General features: G+C 60.8%; 17 protein-coding genes. 14 read left to right on the forward strand and 3 right to left on the reverse strand.

From position 1 onward, the window contains the following. Position 1 precedes the first annotated feature (1 nt). Positions 2-1,447 (reverse strand): DUF3375 domain-containing protein, encoded by a 1,446-nt coding sequence (locus H4I92_RS09740; RefSeq protein WP_077530402.1) that lies wholly within the window; start codon positions 1,445-1,447, stop codon positions 2-4. 229 nt (positions 1,448-1,676) lie between these two features. On the opposite strand from H4I92_RS09740, the gene H4I92_RS09745 reads away from it, so the two are divergent. Then, on the forward strand, positions 1,677-1,913 hold the full coding sequence (locus tag H4I92_RS09745) for a type II toxin-antitoxin system Phd/YefM family antitoxin (RefSeq protein WP_077530403.1): 237 nt from the start codon (positions 1,677-1,679) through the stop codon (positions 1,911-1,913). Beyond that, positions 1,910-2,293 (forward strand): type II toxin-antitoxin system VapC family toxin, encoded by a 384-nt coding sequence (locus H4I92_RS09750; protein WP_077530404.1) that lies wholly within the window; start codon positions 1,910-1,912, stop codon positions 2,291-2,293. The genes H4I92_RS09745 and H4I92_RS09750 overlap by 4 nt, the downstream gene beginning before the upstream one ends. A gap of 168 nt (positions 2,294-2,461) precedes the next feature. Here the strand turns inward: H4I92_RS09750 and H4I92_RS09755 are convergent, their stop codons facing one another. Continuing rightward, positions 2,462-3,424 (reverse strand): UDP-glucose 4-epimerase family protein, encoded by a 963-nt coding sequence (locus H4I92_RS09755; protein WP_077530405.1) that lies wholly within the window; start codon positions 3,422-3,424, stop codon positions 2,462-2,464. Between the two features lie 371 nt (positions 3,425-3,795). Between H4I92_RS09755 and H4I92_RS09760 the strand changes: the two genes are divergently transcribed. The 7 genes from H4I92_RS09760 to H4I92_RS09790 all read left to right on the forward strand — a co-directional run bounded on the left by H4I92_RS09760 (position 3,796) and on the right by H4I92_RS09790 (position 15,578). After that, positions 3,796-5,547, forward strand: a complete 1,752-nt coding sequence (locus H4I92_RS09760; RefSeq protein WP_077530406.1) for a type I secretion system permease/ATPase — start codon at positions 3,796-3,798, stop codon at positions 5,545-5,547. A gap of 1 nt (position 5,548) precedes the next feature. Further along, positions 5,549-7,039 carry an HlyD family type I secretion periplasmic adaptor subunit gene (locus tag H4I92_RS09765; protein ID WP_077530407.1) on the forward strand — a complete coding sequence of 497 codons (1,491 nt, stop codon included), beginning with the start codon at positions 5,549-5,551 and terminating at the stop codon, positions 7,037-7,039. Positions 7,040-7,042: 3 nt separating this feature from the next. Further along, the gene (locus tag H4I92_RS09770; RefSeq protein WP_077530408.1) at positions 7,043-8,365 is read left to right on the forward strand and encodes a TolC family protein; all 1,323 of its coding nucleotides are present in this window, start codon (positions 7,043-7,045) and stop codon (positions 8,363-8,365) included. Between the two features lie 68 nt (positions 8,366-8,433). Beyond that, a complete protein-coding gene (locus tag H4I92_RS09775) occupies positions 8,434-9,174 on the forward strand; it encodes an ABC transporter permease (RefSeq protein WP_281247514.1) in 741 nt (246 codons plus the stop codon). Further along, the gene (locus H4I92_RS09780) at positions 9,174-10,463 is read left to right on the forward strand and encodes an ABC transporter ATP-binding protein (protein WP_077530410.1); all 1,290 of its coding nucleotides are present in this window, start codon (positions 9,174-9,176) and stop codon (positions 10,461-10,463) included. The genes H4I92_RS09775 and H4I92_RS09780 overlap by 1 nt, the downstream gene beginning before the upstream one ends. Further along, positions 10,460-11,992 (forward strand): hypothetical protein, encoded by a 1,533-nt coding sequence (locus H4I92_RS09785; protein WP_077530411.1) that lies wholly within the window; start codon positions 10,460-10,462, stop codon positions 11,990-11,992. The genes H4I92_RS09780 and H4I92_RS09785 overlap by 4 nt, the downstream gene beginning before the upstream one ends. Continuing rightward, positions 11,976-15,578, forward strand: a complete 3,603-nt coding sequence (locus H4I92_RS09790) for a glycosyltransferase (protein ID WP_077530412.1) — start codon at positions 11,976-11,978, stop codon at positions 15,576-15,578. The genes H4I92_RS09785 and H4I92_RS09790 overlap by 17 nt, the downstream gene beginning before the upstream one ends. Here H4I92_RS09790 and H4I92_RS09795 read toward each other — a convergent pair. After that, the gene (locus H4I92_RS09795; protein WP_077530413.1) at positions 15,568-15,864 is read right to left on the reverse strand and encodes a hypothetical protein; all 297 of its coding nucleotides are present in this window, start codon (positions 15,862-15,864) and stop codon (positions 15,568-15,570) included. The two genes, H4I92_RS09790 and H4I92_RS09795, sit on opposite strands and share 11 nt — an antisense overlap. A 441-nt stretch (positions 15,865-16,305) precedes the next feature. On the opposite strand from H4I92_RS09795, the gene H4I92_RS09800 reads away from it, so the two are divergent. From H4I92_RS09800 to H4I92_RS09820, 5 genes are all read left to right on the forward strand, one after another. Then, the gene (locus H4I92_RS09800) at positions 16,306-19,899 is read left to right on the forward strand and encodes a DUF4214 domain-containing protein (RefSeq protein WP_077530414.1); all 3,594 of its coding nucleotides are present in this window, start codon (positions 16,306-16,308) and stop codon (positions 19,897-19,899) included. 208 nt (positions 19,900-20,107) lie between these two features. Beyond that, complete coding sequence (locus tag H4I92_RS09805; RefSeq protein ID WP_077530415.1) at positions 20,108-20,914, forward strand: SapC family protein; 807 nt, start codon at positions 20,108-20,110, stop codon at positions 20,912-20,914. A gap of 94 nt (positions 20,915-21,008) precedes the next feature. Then, the gene (locus tag H4I92_RS09810) at positions 21,009-21,440 is read left to right on the forward strand and encodes a DUF6447 family protein (protein WP_179105681.1); all 432 of its coding nucleotides are present in this window, start codon (positions 21,009-21,011) and stop codon (positions 21,438-21,440) included. Positions 21,441-21,489: 49 nt separating this feature from the next. Next, on the forward strand, positions 21,490-22,533 hold the full coding sequence (gmd, locus tag H4I92_RS09815) for a GDP-mannose 4,6-dehydratase (protein WP_077530416.1): 1,044 nt from the start codon (positions 21,490-21,492) through the stop codon (positions 22,531-22,533). Between the two features lie 4 nt (positions 22,534-22,537). Beyond that, positions 22,538-23,407: an NAD-dependent epimerase/dehydratase family protein gene (locus H4I92_RS09820; protein ID WP_077530417.1), complete on the forward strand. Its 870-nt coding sequence runs from the start codon at positions 22,538-22,540 to the stop codon at positions 23,405-23,407. Positions 23,408-23,446: the final 39 nt, after the last annotated feature.

Here is a 23,446-nt window from a genome sequence, read left to right on the forward strand (position 1 = left end):
GTCAGCTCCGGGCTCGGGTGAACAGGACCAGGGGGGCTCGGGCATGGCGGCGAATGCCTTCAGCGTCCCGCCATTCTATGGTCTGGGGTTGTGCTTCATCAAAACTGGCTCGCGGGTCATCCCCCGCTAGCGAGAGATAACTCACCAGTTCAGCCAGACCGACCTGTAATGGGTGGTTGCGTATGACATCCGCCAGCGTGACCTGTGAGCTGTGGCGCAGCTCCTGGGCAATGGCGGATTGCAGTCGGGCCTTATCCACCACCACCTGGTTGAACAGTGCCTCCGGGTCGACATTCGTTTCATCGCCGGTGGCCACGCTGGTTTCCAGTACCGGGCGCAGTGGCGGCGAGAACAGCGGCCGTTCCATGGGCAGGTTGATGTCCGCCTTGGGGGATTCCAGGGTCATCCAGGTGCCATCCAGGCGCTCCCCGCGCAGGGCGATGGCGTGGGTTTCCGCGGATTGGATGAGTTGCATGATGCGCTTGTTCTCAAGAAAGGCCTGGTCGTCGAGAAACCGCCGCAGCTGTGCCGAAAGCCGGGCCACGGTGCGCTGGGTCTGCTCGCCCGCCTCAAGCCAGTCGTAGTGGACGCGTTTGATGCGCGGGTCCGGGGCCATCTGCTGGACGGCCTCCAGCGACAGAACCTGCTCCAGACCCTCTGTGAGTTGCTGCTGGCGGGTCGGTGACATCAGAAAATCCCAGAAGGCACGGAAAGTGCGGCCCTGGTCGGAGTCGGCGATGGCGTCGCGTTCACCGAAGATCTCGTCAAGCAGCTCGCCCTTGCGCCCTTCCCAGGTGGTGATCTGTTCGCGGGCCTGGCGGTCGAGCTGGCGGAAGTTCTGCTCCACTTCGCGGAAGTCGGACAGCAGCTCGCGGGCGGTGGTGCTCAGCTGCTGGAAGCGTTCACGCACGGCCGTCTCTTCCATGATCTCGATATCGCCGCTTTCCACCCGTGCGATCTCGTCCTCGATTTCGGCCTTGCGCCGCTGCAGATCGTTCAGCCGTGTCTGTTTGTCCGTCTCCACCCCTTCGAGCATCTGCTGGAGCAGATCGAACACGGTTTTCAGGCGCGACTCGGTGCCCACGAACTGGCGCTCGGTGAGGCTGTTGAGCCACTGGATGGCCTTCTCGGCAGCGGGCGTGAGATCAAAGTGCGCCTCGTCCGAGTTGGCCGGGTAGAACTTGCGCAGCCAGCCCTTGTCGTTGTCCGCCCAGTCGTTGAGGTAGTGCGCAGCCGCTTGTGGGAAGGCGTCCTCGCCTTCGGTCTCGCGCAGGTTGAACAGCCGATCTTCCAGTCTGGCCTGCAGGTGGGACTCGCTCAGGCTGCGTTCGTTGGGCTGGATGAACACTTCATCGAGAAAGCTGATCGTCAACGGGGCATGGTTCGCCTGCAACAGCCTCCAGGCAGGGTGATGGCGGCGCAGCTGGGCGGCGGTGTGGTAATCCAAGGGGCGTCCTGAGGGTGCATTATTGAGCTTTTTTATTCTATGAAACCATGGGAAAGGGTCAATGCCATCTCCGGGTATCCGCTGAGTTATTGCGGATCCTGCATCTACTGTAGAAGCGAGCTCGGCTCGCGATTCTTGGGGGTATCGCTTGCGAGCAAGCTCCCGGGATGGATTGTATTGGTAGCAGGGTTAACGTTACACTTATTGGTGTAACTAGTGAGGGCACACCATGGAAGCAACCACCAAATACCTGCGCCTTCATACCCGGGAGTTGATGGCTGCCGTAGAACGGGGCGAAGAGGTCATCATTACCTGGCGTGGCCAGCGCCGGGCCCGGTTGACCGGGTACGATGCCAGCCCGGAGCCTGCTTCGGGGCCGAACCCGGCTTTTGGGATGTGGTCGGATTCTGTGGAGGATGTGGATCAACAGGTGCGCCGACTGCGGCAACCAAGGACCTTTGAATGAAGCTCATCGACACGGATGTCCTGATCTGGAATTTCCGGGGTGACCGCCTCGCTGCGCAACTTCTGGATACAGCGCCCGGCGTTGGCCTTTCCTCGGTGACCTATATGGAACTGGTGCAGGGAATGCGCAACAAGCGTGATCTTCAGCGCCTGCGTCAGGCACTGCATTACTGGCAGGCGCGGGTTCTACCGGTGACCGAAGGGATCAGCGCGCGGGCGGTGTTTCTGGTTGAGGAGTTTGCGCTGAGCCACAGCATGCAGATGGCGGACGCTCTGATTGCCGCAACAGCCATCGATCACGGAGAGCCCCTGGTTACCGCCAATGATCGGCACTACCGCCATATCCCGGACCTGGAGATTGAATTATTCCGGCCTGAATGATCGCTGTCTTGAGTGCACCATTGACCTCATGCATCAATGGGCTGGAGCAGAGCCTGGACCTCTTCCTTGGTCCGTCTCAGGATGAAGGGCCCTATGCGGCGTTGCAGGGCCTGGTGGCGCCAAAGCGCAGCAGGTTGGCCTCGCGAGCGCCAGAACGGGTATGGGGTGTTATTCCATCTGAAACGCCTCAGCCGTCCGCTCCAGGGCCTCGGTAAGCGTTAAGGGTGGCGTCCATTGCAGTCGCTCATGTGTTTTGGTCGTATCCAGTTCGAGTGACTCAAACAGGCGTTCGTAGAGACAATGCTTGCCAAGCACGTTGGCCGCTACTTTCATGATGGAGGGAGGGACGGGCAGCAATCGCGGTGACCTCCCCAGTGCTTTTGAGGTCCTTACCAGCAGCTCCGTGGTGGATACGGTTTCGGCGTCGGCGGCGAGGAAAACCTCATTGGCCGCGGCTGGATGGGTGGTGCAGGTAGCGATCAGATCAACCAGGTTGTCCACCGCTACCAGTGAACGCCGGTTTTCGGTTTTTCCAAGCGGAAGGGGGAGGCCGCGGTTGAGCCAGCGCATCATGGTTGCAAAGTTGGCTTTTACGCCCGGCCCATAAACCAGCGGAGGGCGGATGATCACAAGTTCCATCCCCGTCTGGTTGGCAATTTCCCGCAGCCCCTGTTCCGCTTCCGCCTTCGACTGGCTGTAAGGGTCGGCGGGAGTGGGAGTATCGTCCGCTGTGAACGGACGGCCTGGGGACGAAAAAGACCCATTGACCTTGATGGTACTGAGGAATACAAACCGCTTCACGCCGGCCGCCGCCGCCTGCTGCGCCAGGTTCAGCGTGCCATGGGTGTTGATGCGCCGATACTCGGCCAGCGGGTCGGCACGCTCTGCCTTGAGCACGTGCACGCGCGCGCCCAGGTGAACCACTGTTGACACGCCGGTAAGCGCTGGCTGCCATTGGGTATTACCAGATAGTTCGCCGGTCACGAAAGACCGGGCGAACCAGTGGGCTTTGGCGTGATGCCGGACGGCTGCCAGAACATCCCAGCCTTCATGCTCGGTAAGTCGAGCGACCAGGCGTTGCCCAATGAAGCCCGTGGCGCCGGTTACAAGAATGGAATGTTGTCTGGTCATGGGTTGCTGTACGCCATGGCAAGGGGCACGCCTGCTCCAGCTGTCTGAGATTGATCCCGGCCTTCCGCGCCCACTGGGTTACCGCTGGGAATCTCCGGTATGACGGCAACACGCAACGATTGCCATTATGGCGCAAATCCAGACGATAAGAAAAATTCGTGTGCAAAGCAGTGCTTGTCCGTGGATGATAGAAGCAGTGCTGTCAGGGAGGGTAGGGATAGGGAGTACCCAGGTTACAGGAGTGTAACCCGCTCTTTTGACACCGGTGTGACCCGCCCATAAAATGCCACAGCCTTACAGTAAGGGCCCATGCCTTACATAACGACGCCTGTGAGATATTCAGCCAAGCCCCAGCATCGGTGACTCTTCGAATGCTCAGCAAAAAACGGTCCGAGCCGAGTGAACCCACCCCCCTGGAAGACGCGCTCCGTCAATGCAAGCGCGCGTTCATCGCGGTGGGCGTATTCAGCATGTTCATCAACCTCCTCATGCTGGTTCCCGCCATTTACATGCTCCAGGTGTACGACAGAGCGCTTGGGAGCCGCAGTGTAGAAACCCTGGTCATGCTCACCGTCATTGTCGTTATTCTGTTCATAACGCTTGCGCTGCTGCAGATGGTGCGTTCCGCCATACTGGTGCGGGTAGGCAACAACATCGACAATCTGGTCGGGCGCAAGATCTTCTCCTCAATGTTCCGCCAGGCGATTGACTCGCCCGGGCGCAGTGACTCACAGCCACTGACCGACCTCACCACACTGCGCCAGTTTCTGACCGGGCAGGGGCCGATCGCCTTTTTTGACGGTCCCTGGCTGCCCATCTTCATCGCCGTATTGTTCATGTTCCATCTGTTCTACGGTATTTTTGCCGTCATCGCCACGGTTGTGCTGATTGCATTGGCCTGGGCCAACGAGAAAATGACAGGCGGCATGCTCTCCGAGGCGGGCCAGGCCAATATCCAGTCCAGCCAGTACGCCAACGCCTGCCTGCGTAACGCTGAGGTGGTCCATGCCATGGGCATGGAGCGCAACCTGCGGGGGCGCTGGCTCTCGCGTCATCTGGATTTTCTTCTTAATCAGTCAAATGCCAGTGATCGGGCAGCGATTCTGACCAACGCCTCAAAAACGCTCCGGATGATGTTCCAGTCACTGATTCTGGGCCTGGGCGGGTACCTCGCCATTAAGCAGGAAATCACGCCAGGTATGGTCATTGCCGGCTCCATTCTTCTGGGGCGCGCGCTGGCGCCACTCGATCTCATGATTGGCTCCTGGAAGCAGTTCGCCAGCGCCCGACAGGCGTATGAGCGGCTCCAGAAGCTGTTCAGGAATTACTACTCCGAACAGGATCGCATGCCGCTGCCTCCGCCTGAGGGCAACATCGAAGTGGAAGGCATTTTTGTTGTGCCACCCGGGTCCGGGACACCGGCGCTGCGGGGCATCAACTTTTCCCTTCAGAAAGGGGATATGCTTGCCGTGGTCGGCCCCAGCGCCGCCGGCAAGTCAACACTGGCGCGGGCCATGCTGGGCGTTTGGCCACTGGCCAACGGCAAGGTCCGGTTGGACGGCGCGGATATCCATCAGTGGGACAAAGACCAGCTGGGGCCCCACCTCGGCTACCTGCCGCAGGATATAGAGCTTTTCGAGGGCACCATCAGCGAAAACATCTGCCGTTTTGGCGAAGTTGATGCCGAGCGCGTTGTTGAAGCGGCAAAGCTTGCCGGTGTCCATGAGCTCATTCTGAGGCTCCCCTACGGCTATGACACGCCGATTTCCGTCGCCGGTGGCGCGCTCTCCGGAGGGCAGCGGCAGCGCATTGGCCTGGCACGTGCCGTCTATGGCGAGCCACGGGTGGTTGTGCTGGATGAGCCGAATTCCAATCTGGATGATCGCGGCGAGCAGGCTTTGCTGGAAGCTCTCCAGGCCCTCAAGGCAAAGGGCATTACAGCGGTGCTCATCACACATCGGCGCCCCATTCTGCGGCTGGTGGATAAAATGCTGGTTCTTTCAGATGGGCAGGCAGTGGGCTTCGGTGAGCGCGATGAAGTCATGAAAGCGCTTGAGAGTGGCCAGATCGCACTTGGGGGCAAAAACAGCGGTGGCAAGTCACTCCAGTCGGGAGGGGTCTGAGATGTCAGACGACCGCAAGGGGCATGAATCGAACAGCAATAACGAAGGTGGCGACAAGCCAGTGAGTAGCCGAGAAACCGATCACAGCGACGAACAGGAGAACGGCGCTGAAGCACAGGAGTGGCAGAGCGGGCAGGAATCAGGGCTTCCCGGCGAATACATAGAAGCCAGCGGGAATGAAAACCAGTCTTCCGACCAGAGCATGCCCACCGATACACGCCGGCGCGTCGGTATCGGGATTATTGTGCTTCTGATCACCTTTGTCGGGCTTGGTGGCTGGGCTGCGTTGGCGCCGTTGCACGGCGCCGCTGTTGCCACCGGCCAGGTGGTTATTGATTCCGAGAATCGCGTTGTTCAGCACCTGGAGGGGGGCATTGTGTCCTCAATCCATGTTCAGGAAGGTGATCGGGTTGAGAAAGGCGAGGTACTGGTACAGCTGTCTGAGACCAAGCCACGCTCGGAACTGAGCGTGGTCGAATCCCAGCTCATGGAAACCCTGGGGCGCGAAGCCCGGCTTCTGGCGGAGCGTATTGATGCGGACCGCATTGAGTTCCCTGAAGAACTGCGCTCGCGGGACACAGCGGCGGCCTCCAACATCATTGAAGGCCAGCGCGCCCTGTTTGAGACCAGGCGTGAGTCTTTCCGGGGCCAGGCGGAAATCTACGACCAGAACATCCAGGCTTTCCGGCAACAGATCGAAGGGTTGCGCGCCACCAACGAAACCCTCGAATCCCGCATACAGAGTGTTCAGGAAGAGCTTGAGAACTGGACTGAACTGCATGAACAGGAACTTGCGGACCGCACCCGCATCAATGAGATGCAGCGCAAACTGTTCAGCCTGAAGGGCGAAAAGCTCTCCAATGAATCACAGATTGCCGAGCTCAAGGTGAAGATCGGCACAGCCCGCACGGAAAAGCTGGTTCATAAGGAAGACTACAAGGAGAAGGTCGCGGAACGGCTCAGGGAAACACAGCAGAAGAAAGCGGACCTCCAGGCCCGGCGTGTGGCTCTCAGGGACACCCTCAAACGCACCACAATTACCGCGCCGGATAACGGCACCGTCGTGGGAATGACCGTCTTCACACCAGGGGCAATCGTGAAAGCGGGCGATACGCTGATGGAAATTGTGCCCAATGATCAGGAAAAAACCATCAATGCGCGCGTCAAGCCGCAGGATATTGACCGGGTCGAGGTGGGCCAGAAAGCCGACGTACGCCTATCGGCGTTCAACCAGCAATCAAATCAGTTGATCGAAGGCGAGCTGGTGCGGGTCTCCGCTGACTCGTTCAAAGATGAACAAAGCGGTGAGCGCTACTTTGATGCACGCGTTCGCATTACAGAAGAAGGGCGTAAAACCATGCGGAAACAGGCCATGTTCCTCACACCCGGTATGCCGGCTGAGGTCATGATCAAAACCGGTGAGCGAACGGCGCTGCAGTACCTGCTGGCCCCGGTAACCCGCATGCTCGACCGCGCCTTCCGGGAGGAGTAACAGATGGTGGCACGCAAAAGCATCCCGCTGCTGGTAATCGGTCTGACGCTCCAGGCTGTCCCCTTGGCCGGCCTTGCTCAGATTACACTGCCGGATGTGTATCTCAGTGCCATGGCGACCAACGAAGGCGTCATGAGCAAAGAGCTGCAGGAACAGGCAAAAGAGGAATCGGTCCGTGAAGCCTGGGGTAAAGTCCTGCCCCAGGTCGATGCAACAGCCAGTTATGGCGTCTCGGAATACACGCGCAACTTCGACCGTGCCAGTAGCATCACCGAGACGGACACGCTCACTCGAGCGGACGTCCAGCTTGATCAGGTCATCTACTCCCGCGAAACCTTCAAGGAAATCGAGCGCGCTGGCGCCAGCGCGGACCTGGCCGGTGCCGAGCGTCGGGCGCGTGAGCTGGAGGTGGGGTTCAACGCCATTGAGGCCTATCTGGAGGCCAACCGCCTGCAGGCCGAGACGGACGTGCTGGAAGACAGTCTGGCCAGCCACCAGCGTCGGCTCAAACAAATGGAAAGCATGCAGGAAAGAGGCCTGGCAAGCCGCTCAGAGACGCTCGATGCCAGAGCGCGGATGGATGAGGTCGAGGCCGAACTGGCCTCGTTGCGTTACGACTACCGGGCGGCCATCAAGAACCTTGAGGCGGTCTCCGGTCTGGATGTCGACCAGAAGCAGTTGGCCCCCTTGCCCGTAGGCGTCTGGAAACGGACACCGGCAGTGCTGGACAAAGACTGGCAGTCACTCGCTTTCAGCAATTCCGCCGAAATAAGCCGGGCCAAGCGTGAGCGCGAAGTGGCGGATGCCACTTACGAACGTGAGCGCGGCGCTCACTGGCCGGAATTGTATCTCAGCGCCCAATACAGCAACAATGACACCTTCGCCACAACCCTGCGCGAGGAACTGCGGGCCGAGCTGCAGCTGCGTGTGCCGCTGTACAGCGGCGGCAGTACATCAGCCCGTGCTCGTGCGGCGCACAAGCGTGAGCGCGCTGCGGAGTACGAACTGCGCCACCGTAAAGACCGCGTGCAGGTTGAAGTCTCACGGTTAACGGAAACCTTGCAGGGCAGTTACCAGAAGATCCGTTCACTCAAAACCGCGGAGTCGTCAGCCGAGGCGGCGCTCGAAGCGGCTCAGAAGGGATTCCAGTCTGGTGTGCGCAGCCTTAATGACCTGCTGGACAGCCGCAACAGGCTGACCGATATCCGCCGCTCCCTGATCGAGCAGACCCATAAGAACGTCATGCGCCAGTATGAGCTGCGGCAGCGTACCGGAACACTCTCCGTTCAGGATCTTCCTGGCCTCGCCAGTGCTGCGGGACAGTGATGGGGGCCAGCACCATGCGAGCCACCATAAGGGATCTATGGCGATACCGGAGCTTCATATCCGGAAATGTGAGACGTGAATTCCAGAGCCGGTATCTCAACTCCCTGCTTGGGGCGGCCTGGACGGTCATTCACCCGTTGTCGCTTATTCTCATCTACACCCTGATCTTCTCCCAGATCATGCAGGCGAAACTGCCTGGCGTGGATGACCGTTTTGGGTACAGTATCTATCTCTGCTCCGGGATTCTCACCTGGGGGTTGTTTTCGGAGATTACCACTCGCGGGCACAATCTGTTCCTGGAAAACGCCACGCTGCTCAAGAAGATGCATTTTCCATGGGTGTGCCTGCCGGTAACACTCGCGCTCAATGCCTGTCTCAACTTCGTGATCATTTTCGGCCTCTTTCTGGCGTTTCTGTTGTTCACGGGCAACCTGCCTGGGTGGGCGATGCTGGCGCTTATCCCCATGCTGGCCCTCCAGTTGCTGTTTGCCACCAGTCTCGGCGTCGTTCTGGGCCTGCTCAACGTCTTCTTCAGGGATGTGGCCCATCTGTACACCGTGGTACTCCAGTTCTGGTTCTGGCTCACGCCCATCGTTTACCCGCTTGCCATTCTTCCGGATGAGCTCCAGCGTTTGATCCGGCTTAACCCCATGACCGGCTTCATGGAGGGGTATCACCGTATACTGGTGCACGGCGAGCTGCCCGGTATTTACGGACTTCTGCCAGTGGCTGTGCTGACACTGCTCTTCACAGCGCTGGGGGTGAGGCTTTTCCGTAATCACGCCAACGAGATTGTGGACGAGCTGTAATGACTGCAATTCGGGTTACTGGCCTGAGTAAGGCCTATCGATACTACCCCAGTGAATGGGCCCGCCTTAAGGAGTGGCTGCTGCCGGGCCAGCGCCCAAGGCACAGCCTTGCCTGGGTTCTTCAGGACATCAACCTTGACGTTCCCCGTGGCGAAGCGGTGGGCATACTGGGCGTGAACGGCGCTGGCAAGAGTACGCTGCTCAAGATCATCACCGGCACCACCCAGCCGACCTCGGGAGAGGTCCAGGCCGAAGGCCGTATTGCCGCGCTTCTGGAGCTCGGCATGGGGTTCCATCCGGATTTTACCGGCCGCCAGAACGTGGTCATGGCCGGCCAGCTGCAGGGGCTCACGCCGGATCAGGTGGAGCAGCAGATGGCGGGTATCGAGGCATTTGCGGGCATTGGCGACTACATTGATCATCCGGTGCGGGTGTACTCCAGCGGCATGCAGGTGCGTCTGGCCTTTGCCGTGGCCACCGCCATCCGCCCGGAGATCCTTATTGTGGATGAGGCCCTCTCAGTGGGGGATGCCGCCTTCCAGCGCAAGTGTTACCGCCGCATCAACGACTACATCGAGCAGGGCACCACACTGCTTTTCTGCACCCATGATATTGACGCGGTACGCCGGCTCTGCAGCACGGCACTGTTCCTGCGTGAAGGCCACGTCGCCGCCTCCGGGCCTGCACGGGGCGTGTGCGACGCCTACGAACGGTATCTTTTCGGCGGCAGTGAACACCAGGGGTCGGTGGCGTCCGAGACGTCCGCGCAAGCGCAGAGCGACACGTCGGATTCCGAGCGTCTGGACCCCGAACTGCAGCCCGACTGTGAAACCAGCTATGGCGACGGGCGGGCAACCATTCGCTCGATCACGATGGAAGACACCAACGGTCAACCCGCCAATGTCTTTGCCAGCCGTGAGTCCATCGTGCTGCGTGTTGAGATTGAGTGGCATGAGCGCGTCAGCAACGTCGTGTTTGCCTTTATGATCAAGACCCGCGAGGGCCTCGGCCTTTATGGCCTGGATACCGCGGGTGACGACGCCTTTGCTCAGCGCACCTTCGAAGCCGGTACACGTGTGAGTGTGCGCTATCACATCGGTAACGCCTTCGCGCCCGGCGTGTACTACGTCAATGCCGGCATTCGCGACGACAACAGCGAAACAGAGACCTTTCTGCATCGGCGCCTGGATGCACACCTGTTCCGTGTTCGCGAAGACGCCAACACCACGGTTAAATCGGGCCTGATCAATGTCCCCGCTGAGGTCACCATTGAGGAATCGCCATCATGAGCAATGCTCAGACGCGGGCTCCCGTTTTCCTGCATGCGCTTTTCCGTTCTGGCAGCACCTATCTGTACCGTGCCTTTCGCCGTCTCGACGGCGTTACCTGTTTCCAGGAGCCCATGCACGAAATCGCCGTTGAGGCCCGAGACAACCCGCAACTGCTGCAAGAGGCCGGCGACCCCTCCAAGGCTGGTGAGCTCCGGCACGCGGCGCTGGGCGCACCCTATTTTGCAGAGCTCCACGCCATTGCGGATCAGTGCCTGCCCTACCTCCGCGAAAGCGATGTGTACGACGGCTATTTCGGTGACCGCACTCACTGTGCAGGCCTTGACTACTGGCAGGCGCTGGTTCGCAACGCCCCGGAGCGCCCCGTGATCCAGGAATGTCGCTCCTCGGGGCGTATTGCGGCATTGCGGCACAACCTTGGTGGCTATCATGCATACCTGTGGCGCAACCCCTGGGATCAGTGGTGGTCCTACCAGGTTTCGCCGTATTTCGATCTCACCACCCAGCTTGTTCTCAACGCTGCCAGCCGCCCGGCATTTCTGGATCAACTGGCTGATCACATCGGGTTCAAGCGCCTTGAAGGCCGGCGCCTGCACGTGACCTACGACTGGTTCGCGCACCGCCCTTTACCGCCGGGGCACGCCTACCAGGCCTTCTACGCACTCTGGCTGCTGGCACTGCATCAGGCGCGGAGCCATGCGGATCTGCTCATTAACATTGACACCCTCAGTGCCAGCGCCGCTGAACGCCAGCGCATCGCACAAGCGCTGGCCAGCGAAGGCGCCCAGGGGCTGGATTTCAGCGATTGCCACAGCCCGGTAACCGTATTCACCCATGCCGAAAAGGCCCGCTTTCAGGCGCTCGAACACGAGGTCCATGAACTCTGGCGCCAAAGTGGTATGCCCGAACAAGCGCTGGAAGCGATTCAGGCCCTGCGCAAACACCATGAACCGGTACGTGACGATGAGCTGGCACGGAGCGGGGAACTGGCCCGGTACCGTGAACTGGTGGATCGCCGCCGCCGGGAGATGGCCGGGCACCTGCACAGCTCGGATGCTGCACTGCAGGCAGCGCATCGCCGGGAGGACAGCCTGCGCGAACGCATTGAGCTGCTGGAGCAGGAAAATGAGGCGGGGCGCGAGCACCTCGCTGAAGCCGTCACTGACTATGAGACCACGCTCAACCGCCTGTATAACAGTTATTCCTGGCGCGTGACGGCACCCCTTCGCTACGCCATAAGAGGCGTCAACCACCTGCGTGCCCATGGCGCGAAGTCGTTACTGGCAAGAGGCATTGCGTCAGCCGAGCACCGCAGCCGCCATTACCCCCGGTTGCGCCGGGCGCTGGTGGCGCTGGTCAGCCGCGTGCCTGGCGTCGCACGTCGGCTGCGTCGGCTTCAACTCGGTGGTAATCCCGAGCACAGCGCCTCGACGGAGTTGCTCACGCCCAGAGCCAGAACGCTGTACAGCGAGCTGAAAGGCCATATCGAGGACTCACCAGGGAGAGGGCACCATGAGACTCGTGATTGATCTGCAATGCCTGCAGACCTCAAGCCGCTACCGCGGCATCGGCCATTACGTCAGCTCGCTTGTGGAAGCCCTGATTGAGTGCAACCAGAATCAGGCCGAGCCGCACGAGCTCATACTGTTGTTCAATGGCGCGCAGCTCGAGCGCCTTGAAGAGCAATACCGGCGCTGGGCCTCTCTGGCGGGCGCCGGCAGCATCCGTGTCTTCCAGTCGCTGCCCGGCACGGCGGAAGTTCACTGCCCCAATCAGGGCATTATCAGGGTCAGTGAATACCTGCGTAACGATTTCATTGAACGGCTGGCCCCGGATTTCGTGCTCATCGGATCGCTTTTTGAAGGCATGACGGACGAATTCGTTGCCAGCATCCCGAGCGTACGCCGTTACGCCGTAGGCGTGATCGGCTACGATCTGATCCCACTGATCAGCCCCCGCGAGTATCTCGGTGACCCGCTCATCCGTCAGTGGTATTACCGTAAGCTGGAAAGCCTGCATCGCGCAGACCGTATTTTCGCCATTTCCGAGAGTGCCAGCCGGGAATTCGAGACCCAGTTGGCGCCTGCCGAGGGCGTGGTGCATACCATCTCCACGGCCTGTGACAGCGGCTATTACCCACTGGCGGACGCGGGCGAGCCCTACCGCGATGTACTCGCCGGCCTTGGGGTTGACGGCCCCTTCATCCTCTACAGCGGCGCCCCGGACGAACGCAAAAATCTCAATGCCCTGCTGCAGGCATTCAGCCAGCTTGAGTACGAGCAGCGCCAGCACCTGCGGTTGGTGCTTGTGGGCCGGTTTGAGCCCGTCAACCGCGCGGCGATCAGCCAGTTTGCGCGCAGAAACGGCATTCCGGACGAACACGTCGTCTATACCGGTTTCATTCCCCAGCATGAACTGAACGTCCTTTACAACCACTGCGAAGTATTTGTTTTCCCCTCGCGGCATGAAGGCTTCGGGCTGCCCGTACTGGAGGCCATGACCTGCGGGGCCCCGGTGCTGTGCGCCAACACCACCAGCCTGCCCGAGGTCATGGGCTGGGAAGAAGCGATGTTCGCCCCGGACGACATTCCCCGCCTGACGGCACTGATCACCCGGGTGCTCACAGAGCCCGGCTTCCGCCAGCGCTTGATTGATCATGGCCTGCAGCGGGCCCAGCTTTTCTGCTGGAAACGAACGGCACAGGCGCTGCTGCGCGAGGCCGAACAGGTCGTGGCCGGGCAAAGCCCCGCCCCGGCTGCTGGCGCCACAGAGCAGACCAGCGACCGGCTACCCGCGCTGGCGCGCCTTTGTGCCAGCTGGCAACTGCCCGACACGAGCCTGCGCCAGCTCGCCAACAGCCTGGCCGCCAATGAGCGAGCGGCCGGTGAGCAGCGCCCGCAGCAGCATTACCACTGGCGTATTGAAGGCCCGTTCGACTCCAGCTACAGCCTCGCCCTGCTCAACCGTGAGACCGCCCGTGGCCTCGCCGCCATCGGCCAGACTGTAACGCTGCACTCGACCGAAGGCCCGGGTGACTTTGAGCCGGACCCGGAGTTCATGGCGCAGAACCCCGACATTGGCGTTATGCATGCCCGCCTGGGTAACCCGGAACTGACGCCGGACATCACCAGCCGCAATCTCTACCCACCCCGTGTGGACGACATTGCAACCGGCCACGCCCTCCTGCATCACTACGCATGGGAGGAAAGCGGCTTTCCTCAGGCGTGGGCCGAGCAGTTCAGCCAGCATCTGACAGGGCTGACCTGCCTCTCCGAGCATGTGCGCAAGGTATTGATCGACAATGGCGTATGCCTGCCCATGGCGGTCAGCGGTTGCGGGGTGGACCACTGGGACCGCGTCGCCCCGGAGCCCTACGCCGCACCCGGTGACGGCTTCCGCTTCCTGCATGTTTCCTCGTGCTTCCCGCGAAAGGGCGTGGACGCGCTGCTGGCCGCCTGGGGGCAGGCATTCACCCATGAGGACAACGCCTGTCTTATCATCAAAACATTCCCCAACCCCCACAACGATGTCGTGCAGCAGCTCGCTGCCCATCGTGAGGCGAACCCGGCCTATCCCGAAGTGATCCTCATCTGGGAGGACCTGCCCGCCGGCCAGCTCAAGTCATTATACGAACAGTGCCATGCCCTGGTGGCGCCCAGCCGTGCGGAAGGCTTTGGCCTGCCGCTGGCCGAAGCCATGCTCAGCGGCCTGCCGGTGATCACCACCGGCTGGAGCGGCCAGCTTGACTTCTGCGACCCGCAAACCACCTGGCTGACCCGCTACCGCTTTGGGCGCGCCCGGACCCACTTCAACCTGCCGGATTCCGTCTGGGCGAACCCGGATACCGAGCATCTCGCCAGCCAGATGCGGGCCGTGCATGAAACGCCCGCTGAGCAGCGCCAGGCCCTCGCCGATGCCGCGGCCGCGCACCTGCGCGAGCATTTCAGCTGGGAGCGCGTGGCGCTGCGCATGGTCAACCAGGCCGAACGCATCATCCGCATTCAGGAACAGGCACCGACCCAGCGGGCGCTGCGCATTGGGTGGGTCAGCACCTGGAATCAACGCTGCGGGCTTGCCACCTACTCCCGCCACCTGATTGAGCAAAACACAGACGACGACATCCGGGTCTATGCGCCGGTGCTGGGTGAGCCCCCGGAACAGCCGGATGGCGCGAACGTAACGCGTTGCTGGTACCAGGACGACCAGGACCCACTGACGCACCTGGGCGACTGCCTGCTCAGCGACCAGGTGGATGTGGTGGTGATCCAGATGAACATCTATTTCTACAGTTACCCGGCACTGGCCCAGCTGATTGCCCGCCTGCGCAGCCGGGGCATCGTGGTGACGCTCACCCTCCACGCCACCATTGAGCCCGAACCGCGTAAAGCGCTCAGTGAGTTGCGCCCGGCCGCCGAAAGCTGTGACCGGGTTCTGGTACACACCGTGGGCGACCTCAACCGGCTGGTTGAGGCCGGCATGGCGGCCAACGCCACGCTGCTTCCCCATGGCATGGCCCAACCCCGGCCCGCCCCGGTGGACTGGCCGCATGCCGGCAAGCGCTGCATCGCCTCCTACGGTTTCGCGCTGCCGCACAAGGGGCTGGAAGTACTGCTGGAGGCCTTCGCGCATCGTCACCAGCAACAACCGGACACCGTGCTGCTGCTGCTCAACGCCGAGCACCCGGACGCCAGCTCCGCCGCCACCATCCAGGCACTGCATCGCCGCATCCAGGAACTCGGGCTTGAACAGGCCGTGCACACCGAGCACCGCTTTCTCAGCGATGAACACAGCATGGCCCTGTTGCAGCAGGCCGATGTGATCGCCATGCCTTACCAGAACACGGGTGAATCCGCCAGCGGCGCGGTCCGTATGGCAATCGCCTCCGCCCGGCCCGTGATGGTCACGCCACTTCCCATATTCGAGGATGTTGCGCCGGCTGTGGGTACCTTCAGCGGCACGGATGCGGACGCCATTGCCCATGGGCTGGAGCGGGTGCTTGCCGGTCAGGATGGGCCGGAGCCCGAGCAGGCGCGCCAATGGCGCGAGCAGCACAGTTACCCCGTGGTTGCCGGGCGGCTGGCGCGCCTGCTGCGGGCGTTGTGGCTCAACCGCTGAGCGTGGCACCCAGCCAGGCAGCCCCCAGAACACCGCAGGCCGCGCCGGCCGCGTTGGCCGCCATATCCAGCCAGCAGAAACCGCTGCCCCAGAAGTGGTCCCACGTCTCCTTGGCCAGCCCCACGCCCAGGGTGGCTGCAAGCGCCGGGGCCACACCCCAGGGGCCGAGCACGAACGTCATGGCCAGCGCCAAGGAAACAAAAAAATGCTGGTGCTTGTCGCGCTCGCTCAGAGCGCTGGCAAGCAGATTCTGGGCCTGTTGAAGCAGGCGGAGGGGGTTAAGCATTGGGAGCGGGTGGTTGCCTTTTGGGTAGGGCCTGATGCCTCTCACGGTTACACAGAATAAACAATCTGGTGATGAGGGTCCACCCGCGACGGTTGACGGCATTTGCTCCTTCCCTCAAGAATGAAGCTCACTCGCAGGCTATCCATTGCCAGCGCTGCAGTTACATAAAAGCTCATAAAAGGTAACTTGTTGAAGCGCTAGTAAGGTGCTAGTCTTTTTGCGCGAACGTGTTAGACCGACTATGTTCGGTAGCACGGGGGGCAGGCCAAACGGTGAGACCAGCCAACAGAGGCAGTCACCCTGGCCGCCGCCAAGAAATGTTCTGCTTTAAGGGGCTTCCCTGAAAAGGAGTGCATACTCAGGTGGGTGTCGACGGATGCCCAGGCGTCAGCCAAACCTGAATCTAGTCGTTACGGCTTAACTAATGGAGAGTAAATAACTATGGCAACAGCAACTCAAGAGCAGGTACTCGAGCTCTATATTGCTATTCTGGATCGCTCGCCTACCCAGGAAGAGTTTGATTTCTGGACAAGTGGGATCACAAGCGGTGTGGCATCCGTCGAAACGATGCGTTCCAGCCTTGTGAATGACACTGAAGCGGGCCAAAACCTCTACAACGATGAGAATTCCCGCGAAGACGTGGTCACCGCGCTGTACCAGAACCTGTTCGGTCGCGAGCCGGATGCCGAAGGCCTGGACTACTGGGTGAACACCAGCGAAGCCAACGCCGACCAACTCGCTCTGGCACTGCTTAACGGTGCGGGTGAGTCAGACCGTGCCGCCATCGACGAGCGCGTCGATCAGGCAGCGGCTGAGCTTGGTGTTGAAGACGGTGGCGGTGAGCAGCCGGGCGTGCCGGGCGAAACCTTTGCGCTCACGGAAAACCGCGACAACCTGGAAGGCACTGAAAACGACGACACCTTTGTTGGTGACGTGGGTCAGAACGATCTGGGGGCCATTTCCAATGCGCTCGCCAGCGGCGACGTGGTTGACGGCGGTGCCGGTTACGACACCATCGAAGCAACCATGATCAACGACAATGAAGTGGATTTTGGTGGCAGCCAGGACCCGATGCCGCGCACGGAAGACGTTGAGGAACTGAGCCTCAACGCGCTGGAAGACGTGACGCTGGATGCGGATCAGGTCAGTGGTGAGCAGCACTACACGTCTGTGGACAGCCGCGGCGATCTGATCGTCAACAACGTCGACATCGGCAGCAATCAGATCACCAAGGACATCACCCTTGAGATGAAGGACACCCAGCAGGGCTCTGATCTGGGCGTTTACTTCAACGAGCAGGATCTCAAAGCGGCGCCGGATGAGGTGAACCAGGCTGCTGAGTTCTTCATTCAGGTCGCTGACGGTAACGCGCAGGACCCTGAAGAACCGCTTGCCAACGTCGAGTTCGATCTGCAGTTCACTCAGGACGGCAGCACCGAGACGTTTGAAAACCTGACGTCCACAGACGGCACATACCAGGGTCTGGTGGAAGCCGTTCAGACAGCACTGACCGACGCGGGTCTGACTGACTACACGGTCGAGCTGGGCAACGAGTTCAATGAGTTCACAACGGACAACGGCCAGACCTTTGACCTCGACTACACCGGCTACAGCGTCAACGTGACCGATGACGGCGGTGAACCGTTCGAAAACATCGAATTCACACCGACCCAGAAGTCCGGTACTGAGCTGGCGATCATCCTGGCGCAGTCCAGCATCCGTGAAGAGCGCGAAGTCATCACCAACCAGGTTGAAACTACCGTGGTTGCAGATGGTGTTGGTCGTGGTTCCGACGGCGGCGAGATTGTGGTTGGCTCCACTTCCAGCTCCGACAGCTCCACCGGCATTGAAGTGTTCAACGTAACCGTTGAAAACAGCAGTGTTGTGCATGACATCTCCACAACCAACGATGGCAATAGCAGCTGGAACGGCTTCCAGGAGCTCAACCTGACCAACGGTGATGTTAAGGGCGACTTTGTCCTGACCAACACCGAAGGCACCGACGTTGATACCCACGGCAACGTTGACAGCACCGGCTTCAAGCAGGGCCTTGACGCGATCAACGCCGAGAACTTTGAAGGCGACATCGTTCTGGGTCGTGACAACGACATTGTTGACGCAGTGGCGCTTAATGCGGCGGTTGAAGGCAATGTGACCTACAACGCGACCCTGACAACGGGCGTTACCCACACTGCAGTTACCGGCGCTGGTGATGACGTGTACGACGTGGCGCTGAACAACGACAGCAGCATCGCGATCAACGCCGGCAATGGCAGCAACTTTGTCAATGTAACGGAAGGCGCGAGCCCCGCATCCAGCGCGAGCATCACAACCGGCTCTGGCGAGGATACCGTTGAAGGCAACGCGGTGAGCATTGAAGCCAACACTGGCAGCGGCAATGACGTCATCTATGCCGAGAACACCGGTGCCAAGGCGAACTTCGTCATTGATACCTCCACATTCGGCGATGACACCGCAACACCGGCAGCAGAAGGCTCTGTGGATGCCTCTATTAACTCCGGGGTGGAGTTCCTGTACAACGCACGCGTACAGGTCACACTCAATACGGCTGGCAACGCAGCATCGGCCTCCACGGATGGCCTTGAAAGTGAGTTGGTGACCATCCAGCCGGAAGAGGGCAACCTTACAACCAAGGCGGACATCAACAACGCCATTGTCCAGGCGATCAACGAAGACGAACAGCTGAGCCAGATTGCTGAAGCGTCTGTTGATGCCAATGGCGACGTCGCTGTCCAGTACCTGGTGGACGGAGCCCAGGCTGCGGACGCGGTTCAGGTTGATTTCTTTGCACCGGAGAGCCAGCTTGGCTCCACGCTGCAGAGCAACATTGAATCCGAGTTCGAGCAGACCTATAACGATTCCGGCTTCTTTGGCGGTAGTGGCCCTGCGGATGCGCAGACCGCTCAGAACAACGCGCTGAGCGGGGGGCTGAGCGGCGGCTTCACCTCAAGTGCAGGGGTGGCCTCTACCGGAACACCGGCGATCTACACTGTCGATCTGGCGGGTGCTGGTGTGGATAGCAGCGGAGACGAGGTGACCTTTGATACAGGCGCCGGCGCTGAAGTGGTCTACACCTCAAGTGGCGCTGAAAACGACAGCTCGCTGGCATCCAGCCTGGTCACTCAGGGCACGGTTAGTGTTGATGGGGTAACCTACAACGTTGCTGCTGGTGCATCGGCTACGGAAATCGAGCTGACAGCTCAGTCCAACGTTGATGAAACGGATGACCTTGTTGTTGCAACCAATGACGCTGACGGCTCAGGCGGTGCTGGTTTCAGTCAACCGACCACCACCACCTTTACTCCGGACCAGGACGGTGTAGCACCAACACCCGCCTCGGGCAGTGCGTCAGTCGATACGGATAACGCCAACATCGTCAATGGCGGTGCCGGCGATGACCTGATCGTTCTGAGCAGTGACACGACCGTTGCGGATACCGTGGCCTACAGCGGCTACAATCAGGGCGACGACACCATCGTTCACTTTGAGTCCGGCACAGACCAGCTGGATCTGAGCGCCTACCTCACCAACACGCTTTCTGACTCCGAGTCGGAAGATTCCCAGGTGGATATGGCGCCCGTAACCGGCACAGGTCTGGCTCTGGAAGCCAACAGTGTCAGCATTGTTGACTTCAACGGTGGCATTACTGACGGCAACGATCTGCTTGATACTGAGGTGGATTCGGCAGAGTTCGCCGAGCTGGGTACAGCCGAACTCGAAGCGGCGCTGGAAGCTGAAAGCAATGGCGTCAGCACCTCCGAGAATGCGGATCTGTACCAGGATCAGGCGAAGTCGATCGTGATGGTCCGCAACAACGAGCAGGACTTCAACGACGGCACCGTTGTTCAGAACCAGGGCGAATACAAGATCTTTGAAGTGTCCTACGACAATGCGGCCGCCTACGCCGCTGGCGACACTGACAAGGACTTCAGCGTCAAACTGGTTGGTACTGCCGACTTCGGCGACGATGCATCCATCGCTGCAACCGATGTTGAGGCAACCGCAGTAGCGTAAGCGCCTCACAGGCGAGCGGGTCATGCGCAAACATGGCCTGCGAGCCTGATCTCTCCGGGCCGGTAACGGTCATGCACGAGAGGTCTTAAAAGCCCCGCATAGCTCAGGTTATGCGGGGTTTTTTTATGACCGTGTTTGCCTCCCAATCCGTTATGCCCAGTAATGTGTTACCCTCTGCTCCGTCAGTAAACGGGCAAGGGGAAGTGGCATGGCTCACTATGTGGCACTGAGCAGGACCACCCATCGCGAAGCAGGGCTCATTCCCGGCGGGTACCAGCATGCGCTGGAAGAAACCCTGGTTCCGGTTGTTACGGAAGAGTTGCCGCAGGTTATTGCGGCGATGCCCGTAGGGTTCGCGCCCAAGCCTTCCGAGCAAGGCTACAGTCTGGTGGCTGTGCAGTCCCTGCGCAGTGGTGTTAATGCGTACGTACAACCCAATGGCCGGTGGCTGGGGAGTTATCGCCCGGCCTGGTATCGTGCCCACCCGTTCCGCTTGACCAGTGACGCAGAAAGCGGCCAAAGAATCCTCTGCATTGATACAGACTCGCCTACCTATGTGCCTCATGCCGGTGCCAATGCTATTCGGTTGTTCGAAGACGATGGCACGCCGACACAGCATACCCAGGCCAGTCTCAAGCTTCTGGAAAAGCTGGACGCCGCGCAACGGGTAACCCAGGCATTGGTCAACGAGCTTGAGGCGGCGGGGCTCATTACCCCCTGGCGAATCAGGGTGGGCGGCGCCGACGATGAGAGCGCACAGCCAGTCACCGGGATCTATCGCATTGATGAGGCGGCCTTGAAGGCACTGGACCCGGAAACACTGGGCAGGCTGGCCGCCAGCGGCGCGTTGTCTGCGGCCTATGCGCAATTACTGTCCGAACACCGGCTCCAGACATTGGCGCGCCTTCACCAACGCCGTGACGGTGTCAGCAGAAACGAGACGGGCTCCTCACAGGATGTGGATCTCGAGTCGCTATTCCGCGATGACGATGACGACCTTTCCTTCGCCTTCTGAGCACGGCCGTGGCGCCTTGCGTGACCGTTCAGCGATTGGCATGATAGCCGCCTTTCAGTTGCCCAAATGCTCACAATTCACTAGGAGCCGTGTTATGGACACCTCGACTGCCGCGCAAACCGTTACCATTGACGGTCAGCATTACAAGCGCGAGGACCTGAGCCAGTCTGCGCTGGCGCAGCTTGACAATCTCCAGTTTGTTGACCGTGAGATGACGGAGCTTAACAATCGTCTGGCGGTACTGCGCACGGCAAGACGGGCCTATGCCAAGGTCCTTGAGAGCCATTTGCCGGCCAAAAAAGCGCCCGCAAACAAAAAGAAAGACGTGGTCAGTATTGACGGCAGCAAATACAACCGAGCGGACTTCAGTGACGAAGGCCTTGCACAGCTCGCCAATCTGCAGTTTACAGACAGCGAGATCGAGCAAACCAACAACCGTTATGCGGTGTTCCGCACAGCACGCACGACCTATGCCCAAACACTCGGGAGCGAGCTGAACGGGGTGCAGCCGGCAACAGCACACTGATGCCGGTATAGACGGTTGATGGGCAAGGCAGCCAGGGCAGGGAGCGTTAATGAACCAGAAAACAGCACTAATCACCGGCGTCACGGGTCAGGACGGCGCCTACCTGGCGGCATTCCTGCTGCAGCAGGGCTACCGTGTTTTTGGAGCCTTCAGGCGTACCAGCTCGGTCAACTTCTGGCGCCTGGATGAGCTGGGCATCACCGATCACCCACAGCTCAGCCTGGTGGAATACGACCTCACGGACCTGGGCTCAAGCATACGGCTGCTCCAGAGCACCCGCCCGAACGAGGTCTACAACCTGGCTGCTCAGAGCTTTGTGGGGGTGTCGTTCGACCAGCCGGTGACCACCGGCACCATTACGGGCCTGGGCGCTGTCAACCTGCTTGAGGCCATTCGCACGGTGGACCCGACCATCCGTTTCTATCAGGCCTCCACCTCGGAGATGTTCGGCAAGGTTCAGGCGATCCCCCAGACGGAAAACACGCCGTTCCATCCCAGAAGCCCCTACGGCGCCGCCAAGCTCTATGCCCACTGGATGACGGTCAATTACCGCGAGTCCTATAACCTGTTCGCCACCAGCGGCATTCTCTTCAATCATGAGTCGCCGCTGCGGGGCCAGGAGTTTGTAACCCGCAAGATCACCAACGCCGTTGCCCGCATCCGCCTGGGCCAGCAGGAGAAGCTGGAACTGGGCAACCTCGATGCCCAGCGCGACTGGGGCTTTGCGCGCGACTACGTGCGGGGCATGTGGGCCATGCTCCAGGCCGAAGAGCCGGACACCTTTGTGCTGGCCACCAACCGCACGGAAACAGTGCGCACCTTTGTGACCCTGGCGTGCGAGGCCGCGGGCATGGTCATCCAGTGGCGTGGCAGTGGTGTGGAGGAGCACGGCATTGACCCCGCCACCGGCCGTGTACTGGTGCAGGTCAACCCCGCTTTTTACCGTCCGGCGGAGGTGGACCTGCTCCAGGGCGATGCCAGCCATGCCCGGGAGACGCTGGGGTGGGCCCCTGAGACCGGGCTGGAGGAGCTGTGCCGAATGATGGTGGAGGCGGACCTGCGCCGCAACCGCGCGTTGGGCGGTGGTGTGTAACGCCATGCGGGTACTGGTAACCGGGAGCAATGGGTTTACCGGCGGCTACCTGGTGAATGAGTTGACGCAGGCCGGCCACGATGTGGTGGGGCTTGGTAATGGCGCCGGCAACGACTGGCAGGTGCCGCTGGAGGACCGCGAGGGCCTCGCCGCTGCCGTGGCCGCCATTGAACCGGACGCAGTGGTGCACCTGGCGGCGCTGGCGTTTGTGGGCCATGACGACCCCGGCGCCTTCTACCAGGTGAACCTGATGGGCACGCGCAACCTGTTGGCGGCACTCACTGCGGCACCCTCCAGTCCGGCGGCTGTCGTGCTGGCGAGCAGTGCCAACGTCTATGGCAACCAGGAGCGCGAGTGCCTTGGTGAGGACCTGTGCCCCAGGCCCGCCAATGAATACGCGGTGAGCAAGCTGGCCATGGAGCACATGGCCGCCACCTGGGCTGATACCCTGCCGGTTGTGATTACACGCCCATTCAATTACACCGGCGTGGGGCAGCCCGAGCATTTCGTGATCCCCCGCATTGTGGCGCACTTCCGGCGTCGGGAACCGGTCATTGAGCTTGGTAACCTGGACGTGTGGCGGGATTTCAGTGATGTGCGGGCGGTGGCTGCGGCCTACCGTGCGCTGGTGGAAACCCCTCCAGTGGGCGAGACCCTGAACATCGCCTCCGGTGAGAGCCACTCACTGCACGAGGTGCTGGCTCTTTGCCGTGAGATCACGGGGCACGACCCACAGGTGCGCAGCAGCGCGGGGCTTGCGCGCCGTCACGAAGTCACTCGCCTGCGTGGCGATACCCGCCGCCTGGACGCGTGCATTGGCAACCGCTGGCAGCCGCCGCTGCGCGAGACCCTGCGCTGGATGCTGGAGGCCTGAAGCGCTTGCCCGGAGAGCCTCAGGCACTACACTGAGTGC

Origin of the sequence: Vreelandella halophila, from assembly GCF_019903425.1 — a bacterium.
GTDB lineage: Bacteria > Pseudomonadota > Gammaproteobacteria > Pseudomonadales > Oleiphilaceae > Halospina > Halospina halophila.